Source organism: Ferrimicrobium sp. (genome assembly GCF_027364955.1).
Classification (GTDB): Bacteria; Actinomycetota; Acidimicrobiia; order Acidimicrobiales; family Acidimicrobiaceae; genus Ferrimicrobium.
In genome coordinates, this window is the sequence record NZ_DAHXOI010000048.1 from 1 (window position 1) to 7,280 (window position 7,280).

The 7,280-nt window shown below is 39.5% G+C and carries 7 protein-coding genes; all 7 read right to left on the reverse strand.

Annotated features, from left to right (window positions below):
- Positions 1–731: 731 nt before the first annotated feature.
- Positions 732–2,483 (reverse strand): hypothetical protein, encoded by a 1,752-nt coding sequence (locus tag M7Q83_RS13510; protein WP_298339941.1) that lies wholly within the window; start codon positions 2,481–2,483, stop codon positions 732–734.
- Positions 2,483–3,298: a bifunctional DNA primase/polymerase gene (locus tag M7Q83_RS13515; RefSeq protein WP_298339943.1), complete on the reverse strand. Its 816-nt coding sequence runs from the start codon at positions 3,296–3,298 to the stop codon at positions 2,483–2,485. The genes M7Q83_RS13510 and M7Q83_RS13515 overlap by 1 nt, the downstream gene beginning before the upstream one ends.
- Positions 3,299–3,945: 647 nt before the next feature.
- Positions 3,946–4,311 (reverse strand): hypothetical protein, encoded by a 366-nt coding sequence (locus M7Q83_RS13520; RefSeq protein ID WP_298339946.1) that lies wholly within the window; start codon positions 4,309–4,311, stop codon positions 3,946–3,948.
- Entirely contained in the window at positions 4,312–4,623 is a 312-nt protein-coding gene (locus M7Q83_RS13525; protein ID WP_298339949.1) for a hypothetical protein, read from the reverse strand. It lies immediately after the preceding gene.
- Entirely contained in the window at positions 4,598–5,233 is a 636-nt protein-coding gene (locus M7Q83_RS13530) for a hypothetical protein (protein WP_298339952.1), read from the reverse strand. Before M7Q83_RS13530 ends, M7Q83_RS13525 begins: the two co-directional genes overlap by 26 nt.
- Positions 5,223–6,641, reverse strand: coding sequence for a hypothetical protein (locus tag M7Q83_RS13535; RefSeq protein WP_298339954.1), 1,419 nt, complete (start codon positions 6,639–6,641; stop codon positions 5,223–5,225). The genes M7Q83_RS13530 and M7Q83_RS13535 overlap by 11 nt, the downstream gene beginning before the upstream one ends.
- Before the next feature lies 1 nt (position 6,642).
- Positions 6,643–7,280, reverse strand: a 638-nt coding sequence (locus M7Q83_RS13540) for a hypothetical protein (protein ID WP_298339957.1), incomplete at its 5' end; no start/stop codon positions are given.

Here is a 7,280-nt window from a genome sequence, read left to right on the forward strand (position 1 = left end):
GGGTAGGTTCAACAGACCTGCAGTCGCCGCCGCAACGGCCAGCACGATCAGCGGGATCGTCATGATGCGGGGCGACTTAGTCTTCTCCACATATAGCTGCCGTTGTTCTGAACGATCACTTCTTCCTGTCCATTCTTTTCTACATTCACTACCTTAGAGGTCTTTACCTCCCTTGTGCTTCCATATCCTTTCATGGTTATCCCTATTACATAGATATAATAACTGCTTATAATCTTTGTGATTTTTGAAAAAAATAACTGAATGTAGTAATGTAGTAACTACGAATTTCGTAATTACTACAAATTTTACTACACTGACTTATTCAGTTATTTACTATATATTATCTATCTTTTTTTCTATTGTAGTAATTGTAGTAATGAATTTATAATACACATGTGCGCGCGCACGCGCGTATATATATACATTTAATTTTTCATTACTACAAAGTAACTTTTTTCACTGGTGAAGTAGGAAAATACTGAGGGAGAGGTGTAGTAATTTTTGTAGTAATTTTGTAGTAATTGTAGTAATTTTTTTTGTCCTACCTTAAAATTATTCAGTATATTACTGATTTTTTGAGATATTGAAAAATTACTACAATTACATTTTACATTTTTAACATCAGAGAAGAGGTGAGGGAACTGTGTAACATGGCATGAACCAAAATCAGTAGCACACAGAATTTTTACCATATTACCAGTCCCCACATAGTATCTATATGAAGATTATATTTAAATCTTAGCATCCTCAATCCTCACATGGTAAACCTTGATTGGATATGTCCTACCGTCTATTCTCCTGGAAGACAGTAATTCACCCGATTCAGTCTTTACAACAGATATTTTGTTTTGAGTTTTCATTATGGCATTTATAAATTCTATTGCACTGTGGTAGGGAAGATCCCCAATTAGTTTCAACGTCTTTTTCAGGCCTAATGAAGTGAAGTAGATATCAATCTTATCCTGATTTGATATTTCAACATCTATATTCCCATACGTGTAAGAATTTGCAGAGTATGACATACCTTTTGACCTTTCCCATTCCGTTATCATCGCCTCAAGAACTTCTCTGACATAGGATGATGAATTTGCATCTCCTGAACGAAATTTAGGAAAAGGCTCTACCCCACATGTAAAACATTCATTGTTAAGCAGATCAAGGCCGAAGTTCACCCAGTCATCAGCAGTGGCAAAATTTTCCACGCTGTCGAGCAATTCATTGATATCCATGCCGTGCAGTATCTTACGGGTCAGCATATACATAAACCCGTCTGGTATTGTTTCCATAAATCTCATGTAAGCTGGCTTGTCCACCTTTTCTGAATCTCTCTCAGTGTAGGGAACGTAGATAAGTCGCTTGGTGAATGCAGGATCCGAATCTCCCACAAAATCATCATTCATCGTCATTATAAAGCTTGCCACCCCTTTATATACATTTACCGTCTGGTCTGCGTTGCCTCTTGCCCCGAAAAATGAGGACTGCATATAGGATTTGATATGCTCATGGTATTTGACAACCCAGCCCATACCTATATCATCGAGAACAATTGGCAGATTTGTGGCAGACAGAAAAGATGTAAGTGTAAATATTTTGTCGATCATATTCAGGCCAAAGACATACTCCTCTTTCTGCATGCCATAACCTTTACCAACAAAAATGTATGTCATTGGCGTTTTTCCACTTCCTGTCTTCCCTGATAATAGCATTAGAGGAGTTTGCAATCCTTTCAGCGTCTTCTTCTTTAAATAATAATGCAGTGGTGCCAGCAGGCAGAATGATAGCATACCCCTGTAAGCCTCTGGTTTCGTGCTTTTGTCATGATATTCTCTGAGCTGCCGTAATACATCATCAACATCAACATCAGGATATTCCACAACGATCTTATCATCCTTGACATAGATCGGGGAGAACCCACCCTCAGTAAACCTGCCATTTCTGATCTCATTCAGCATATAACTATCAACTATTTCCCTGAGCCTTTTAGTGTCCCCCACTGAAAGGAAAAATCGCTGTTTCGCAAATGAGATAAATACATTTGCAGGCACAGTTTTTTCCTGATCGTTATATCTGTATTTGATTCCATGAATGTTGTTTCTCTCATCCGTGAGGACAACACCAAGTATGTAGCCATTCCATCTTATAATTACCTGGTCTCCCCTCTGTGTGCTGTAAACAATTTTTCCGTATTCTCCATTCCAGATTTTTCCACTTATCCCCTCATCTGGATCTATCGGAGCAATAATATCAGCTGGTTTAATTGTTTCTGAAAAAGATTTAACGGAATCGTAAATGTCATTTGGGATCTGTTCTCTGTATTTATCCAGTATTGGATTTATTATCTCCAGATCATAATTATCAAAATCAGTTTTCTCTCTCATTCTCTCAAGGATCTCAATATCCTCATCTGTCAAATCATGCAGGCAACCTAAAGCACTGTGTATTGGATTCATCTTTACATCTTTCAAAAAATCATTCACACCCATCATTTCTCACCTCTGTATGTGCCATTTTGGATGGCTAAAAGGGTTGGTATCCCATATTCCCTGCCTCCACCGTGTTTATATATGTATTTCACCTGGATAATATGCTCCTTGCCTTTCCCTGTCTTTCTGACAAGACCAGCAATGAAGTTCATGGCATCCTGCTCACTCTTACCGTATTTTTTCATTATTCCAACCAGAGCAAGTGTTAAAATGTGTCTCTCCCCATCTTTGTCTCTCCAGGTTTCTTCCATGTCATTAATTAAATCTTCAACATTAACGTATGAATATGCCTTAGGACTGCTGGTTGGATACTGTTTTTCTGTTGTCTCTCTTTGTGGCTGCACCAGCATAAATGGTTTGATAACTTCCAAGAAATGATCCTTATCCTCAATGGCAATGTGATCTCCGTGCATCACCTCACCGTATCTTTTGCCATTTGGATGTATGCTTCCAGGGCCTACGGCATACCCACCATAGGTCTTAATGTAAGCCCCACCTTTAAGTGGTATGTTTTTCTCAAGGTTTCCGTTTAATTCAAAAACATATTGCACCCCTTTGCCAGTTGAATAAGAAAATGTTGGGACAAGATCATCCATTGCTCTTCTTATTTCTTCTGTGTCCCCATCTACAATGGCGATTCTCCTTGTGAGAGGAGATATCCCGTAGTTGTATCCATCCTGTAACGCAGCATAAAAATGGTCTTCAAAACCATCATATAACTTTTTATTCCATTGCTGTTCAACAGGCTCCTTACCACCCTTTCTAACTATGAGGAATCCTATGTCTCCCCGTTGCAGGCATGCAGGTATCTCCATGTTCACACCTTTGTTATAACTATATGAACGGTATCTCCTTTCTCAAGTTCTAAAATCTCCCTTGTCTCATGGTCAAGCACCACTACATAGGATCCCGACTTGTATTTTACGATACAATCTCTTTCAGTCTTTTTCACCATGACCTTATCATATCATGGAAATATATAAGGTTTCCTGTGGAAATTAACAGGTTTCAATAGGATAGCATGGATTGAACCATGATTTATTATACTTCGATGGATTACTCCCTGAACAGGTAAGAAGATATAATCTTCCATCAATCCGGCTTTGCACCTAAAAGCCATTTTTCAGTCAAGTTTAGGTGCAAGTAAACTATTTTAGGTGCAAGACCGACTTTAGGTGCAAAGCCCATCAATCCCATCCAATGAAGAGGTCATACAGAAGATACACAGGGATGCAAGATATTCTAAGTATTTTCAGAAATATGGTGAGAAATTTACGGAACTTGATGCTTGGGATGGTCTCTCTCCTGGTACCATGAGAACGGAAATCAGGGCTAAGGTGGATGAGCTGTTTGATCATGAGTTTTGATGCTGAGCGTATTAAACAGCACAATAAGGATTTGGATGCACTAAGAAAAAAACTCAACGATGCCACAGCAAAATTGGGAGAGTAACCAAATTTTTTTAATCTACTGCGTTTAGTGTGGTTTCTGCCTCACCGTAATAATCTTTTGCTTTCAGGAGATATTCTCCTTTTACTGAAAAATATAATCGAATATACCACATGCCCTCTTTATTCGGAAATAATTGCCTTTCTAAATGATCTCCTGAATACAGTGATATCATGCCTGTTCCCGTGCCTGATATGGTAACGGGCTGGTTTACCTTTACCTGTTTGGGTGCTACAATGGATACTGGTTGTTTTAGTGAGTTTTGATTCTTCATTGCAGGATCTATATACTCAGATTTAAAATACTTTCCTGTGTCATGGATTCGCTTTACAGCATCGGCACCATCGGCAACATTCTTTATGGTATCAAGAACTCCCATTTATCTCATCCTCTTTAATTTCTCAATCTCTTCTTCGATCTCCATCCTCTTTATCAGCTTCTTAACCTTAGGATTGGTATCAACGATGATGTGTATTCTTCTTGCCTTTTCCCGTTGGGCATTGCCCCTATTTATGGTAAGTGAATCTTTTGCTAAGGGATTGGGATTGTGTCCCCAATGTTTTCTATGGTCTTTTCCATATTTCTTTAGCATCCTGGGATCATCAACCATTCGGTTTACTTCATCTATTTCATCCATTGGCAGGTTTACAAATCTCGCTGCTATTTTATTGTGAACTCTTCGGACTGCCATATTTACCACCGTTTACATGTTTTCTATGCTTATAAGTTATTTCATCAAGTTTTTCCACAGGGATAATCGTGTTGCATGTTCTGCATTTGAATCCCCATGCATTTGTATTTTTGTTTATCAACCCGTAAACGATAAGCCCTCCACAGTTGTTATGCCATCTTGGGAATTCATGGAACCAGAGGTCAAAGAACTGGTATAATCGCTTGGTGAAATACTGAATGTAGGAATCTCCCAACGGTGTGGCAAGCATTTTCTTTATTTCAGGTTTTTTTCTTCCTACCATTTCCAGCACATATTCAGGATTGGCAACATATTTTTGAATATAAGGCCACCATGTCAATCCCACTTTCTTGGCTATTTTCTGGTGTTTCTGAATCATACCGTATCTGTGGAAAAGCCCAGGAATAGGATCAAAATATGGCACATACCTATCCTCCTGTGTCTCAAGATATCGGTAATAGTTTACAAGGGACACTTTCAATTCATCTGGATCAAGGTCAGGCATTATCCATTCAAGAATAGCCTGCACATTCTCCTCACTTGGAGACATGATGTCGAAAATTTTACCCGTTGATTGAACAAAACGTTTTAGCGATTCTTTACTTACCATTCTCTCCCTCCAACGAGGCTAAGTGCTGCTTAACATCTGACATAAATGTTTTGGGATCTGATCTTGCCATCTGAATCAGATCATCCTTTGTAGCAGGCTTGCCATCATCGTTGGTGTAAAATTCCTGCTTCCTGCCAACCCATACCTTTCCATTTTCATCATCATCTACATCATTCCCTGTTGCAATATAATCCATTGCCTCTTTGAGATGATCCTCCTGCTCCTCAGCTGCAGGTTCATTATCATCCTCTTCATCCTCTGGTTCTGGTTCGGGAGCCTTTGGTATGTTTTCAGGCACGTGGATATTATTTCTGAAATCAGAATTTTTAGGCTTCTTTGCCTCACTCTCTGCTATTTTCTCCTGCATTTTCTGGAAAGCCTTATCTGTGTCAGATATTAGTTTTCTCACATCTGACGGATTGGTGTAGGCCAGATCCTCAATATCCTTTCTGGATATAGGAGTCCCCTCAAGGTTCACCCATGGGGTTCCAGTGTAATCAATGTATTTTCCGTTTTCTTCTCTACCCTTATCAAGGAATGTCCTTATATCATCAGGGATCATATTTCTCTGTGGTATGGGCTCATTCCTTTGTGGTAGGTTTGTTGGCACATTGTCAGGGATATCGTCAGGTATTTCTGAATCCTTTGAGAATACCTCCCTAATGGTGCTTGCCGTCTTTGCCCATTTCGGTGCCTTGTCTGCAATCGAATCCACAACATCGAGCATGCTTGCCTCATCATCCTTACCCTTTTCGGGTTTAACTCCAAGTGCCTCAAGCATTTCCCTCTTTTTCCTCTCAAGCTCTATTATCTGTTCAAAATCGGATTTACTTTTTTCAGGTTTCGATTTCAGTTCTGCTATTTGGTCGGATAATGAATAAACCATATCTTTCATGGACGATCTGAAATCTTCTTCTTCTTTTTTCCGTGCCTTTTCCTTTTCATCTTTGAGCTGTTCTTGGAGTATCTGTATCTGTTTCATTATAGGGTTATCATCATCATTCTTTTTTGTGTTCCCTGATATTATCAAATCAGTAAGCTTGTCGATCTGCTTTTGCATTATTTCCCATTTTCTTTCTTCTGCCTGTTTTTCCTGTAGCTTTTGCATTGCATCTATCTGTTTTTGTAACGGTTCCTGGGCTTTCCGTATAATTTCCTCAATGTCTATAGGGGATTTCTGTGGTTCTATTTCCGCTTTCATTCTCTGCCGTCTTTCCCATTTCATGTCCTCAAGCTGCTGCATTGCCATGATATCGGATATAGTCATCTTATCCTTGTTTCGATACCTATCAATCTGAGCGTCTATCATTTCATCATATCTCAGATCATCCATGTCAATTTTCTTAGCCTTGCCGTTATTTTCTCTTTTCCCTTTCAGATCATTTAGATCCAGTTTTATTCCATCCATTTCATTCATCCTCCTCTATCATCATTCCATCCTCTGTCTTGGGCATAGGATTCTCAAGCTCTTCTTCAATTGCCTCCTGCAATAATGAGGCTTCTTTGAGTTGTCTGTCTATCTTTTCCTTGTATGCTTCAACTGCTCTTTCATACGCTTCATCCACGGCCCATGCCACAAATTGATCCCATCCTAATCCCATCATCTCTATGTTCTTCTGGTATCTGACTGACGCACTGTGTAGCATCTGTGCGGCCTTGTAATCTTCGGTAATTTCCTTTGCCTTTAGTTGGCTTACAGATTCCGATCCTTTGGTTATTGCTTTCCGTGTCGTTTCTTCCTCAATGTTGGCAAATTTAGGTTTCTTGGGCTTATCCTTGTCCTCCTTTTTCTTTGTCTCTTCCTGCAGCTCTTCTTTCCCATGCACCAGTTCATTTATTGGCGTTCCTTCTTCCCTCATTCTCTCTATTTCCATTGAGAATTTTTTAATATAATTCTCAACCGTAGATTTTGAGAGATTTGTAGTCTTCATGATTTCGGAAATAGAGGCACCAGTGGATTTCAGAGTGATAATCTGCTTGAACTCCGAGTACGGTGGTGACTGTTCCGTGATACGAAGCTCGGCGCCTGAACCCACGGCTCCGGCCT